This is a genomic window from Prevotella sp. C561 (assembly GCF_000224595.1).
Taxonomy (GTDB): Bacteria; Bacteroidota; Bacteroidia; order Bacteroidales; family Bacteroidaceae; genus Prevotella; species Prevotella jejuni.
In genome coordinates this window covers 1-1837 of the sequence record NZ_JH114175.1, presented here as the reverse complement: position 1 = coordinate 1837, position 1837 = coordinate 1, and the positions used below count along the sequence as shown (strand labels likewise).

2 protein-coding genes and 1 pseudogene are annotated in these 1837 nt (G+C 38.2%); 2 read left to right on the top strand and 1 reads right to left on the bottom strand.

Annotation, left to right across the window (positions count from 1 at the left end; translation table 11 throughout):
* Window positions 1-162: 162 nt before the first annotated feature.
* Both HMPREF0666_RS15780 and HMPREF0666_RS15775 read left to right on the top strand, forming a co-directional pair.
* Window positions 163-957, top strand: a complete 795-nt coding sequence (locus HMPREF0666_RS15780) for an ankyrin repeat domain-containing protein (RefSeq protein WP_009013390.1) — start codon at window positions 163-165, stop codon at window positions 955-957.
* Window positions 950-1381, top strand: a complete 432-nt coding sequence (locus tag HMPREF0666_RS15775; RefSeq protein WP_009013389.1) for an ankyrin repeat domain-containing protein — start codon at window positions 950-952, stop codon at window positions 1379-1381. The genes HMPREF0666_RS15780 and HMPREF0666_RS15775 overlap by 8 nt, the downstream gene beginning before the upstream one ends.
* Before the next feature lie 116 nt (window positions 1382-1497).
* Here HMPREF0666_RS15775 and HMPREF0666_RS17075 read toward each other — a convergent pair.
* Window positions 1498-1837, bottom strand: a pseudogene (locus HMPREF0666_RS17075) (IS1380 family transposase); the annotation flags it as partial.

The following is a 1837-nucleotide window of genomic DNA, read 5'->3' as shown; positions in this document are numbered from 1 at the left end:
AAATACTGGAGGTAAGGAGAATGTTGCGTATTGGGTACAAGATTTTATAAACTATGGAAATGGAGATTATGATGCTCCAGACTTTAAAAAGCTTGTTGCGCGACTAAAAAGTATAGGTGTAGAGTTCCCATATAAACCAGCCATGGATAATACGGGAAGAGAATGAATGATAAGGCAATGAAATATATTATAGCATTATTATCATCACTCATTTTAACTTCATGCAGTATGTTTAACAGTGAAGTACCTTACAAGCGTTTTTTTAGTGAGAAAGAATATCCCATTATCCAAGCCATTCATGATTGCGACAAGGACAAAATCCTTGATATGATGCACAAAGGATGGAACGTAAATTCTATGGGTAAACATGGCATGTCCTATCTGCTTTATGCCGTATGGGAACATAACTATGACATGACAAAGTTTCTTTTAGAAAATGGAGCGGACCCCAATATGGTTTCTCCACTGACAAGTACACCTGATGTGATAGAACCTCGCCTTCCTTTAGAAATTTCATGCTATAATGATTATGGCATAAACTACATGAAATTATTGCTCGAACATGGGGCTAATCCGAATGATACACGGGCACAGCTTCCTTTATTTGCGGCTGCATTATATGAAGATAAGAAAAAAATAGAATTCTTATTAGAGCATGGAGCAGACATAAATCAGTTTGACAGTGTCAAGGAAACTGTAATTACAAATCAGGCGGTCACTGCCCAATGGGCTTTCGTACTATGGTTATGGGACAAAGGTGCTGACCCGATGAAGACAGGAGGAGTTGGCGTTTTCGAGGGAGAAGTAAATGTCGCTTTTTGGGTGCAAGATTATATAGATAGCGGTATAGGCGATTACGATAATCCAGACTTTAAAAAGCTTGTCGCGCGATTAAAAAGTATAGGCGTAGAGTTCCCATATAAACCCGCTATAAATAAAACTAAAGAGAATGAATGATAAGGTAATGAAATATATAATAGTATTACTATCATCACTCATTTTAACCTCATGCAGTATGTTTAACAGTGAAGCACCTTATAAGCGTTTTTTTAGTGAGAAAGAATATCCCATTATTCAAGCCATTCATGATTGTAACAAGGATAAAATCCTTGATATGATGCACAAAGGATGGAACGTAAATTCTATGGGTAAACATGGTATGTCCTATCTGCTTTATGCCGTATGGGAGCATAACTATGACATGACAAAGTTTCTTTTAGAAAATGGAGCGGACCCTAATATCGTTTCTTCACTGACAAGTACACCCGATGTAATAGAACCTCGTCTTCCTTTAGAAATTTCATGTTATGATGATTATGGCATGAACTACCTCAATTCCGCAGCATTATTCTTTGCGATCTACTTTTATATATTGACGTGACATTTTGGTATTTATCCATTGATTTGGGACTTTTCTGGGGTTCTTGGTTCTTGCATAGGCATAAAATCCCCCACCCAAACCCAATGGGGGATATGATATCCACAAAGAAATACTGTTTATTCAAGGAATACTTCAGCGTAGTAGGTTTTATTTGTATACAGGTTCAGAACGTCCTGCCTTCCCGTTCGCACCCATTTTGCCGGCACGCTGACAAAATGCAGGATAAAGGCTTTCAGTCTGCTTGTCTTTTTCAGCGGCTTGACCTTTTCGCTGATATGACGGACGAGATAGAGATAGAAGTTCTTCAGCATGGCAGTAACCATCATGAAAACCATGTTCTCAGCCATAAAGGAAAATGGCAGATGTGACCATCCAAAGTCATTGTTCTGTATGTCGAAGTTTTTTCACTTAGCCCCACGCTCATTATAAAATGTAATGATGTCCTTCTCGGTAGAC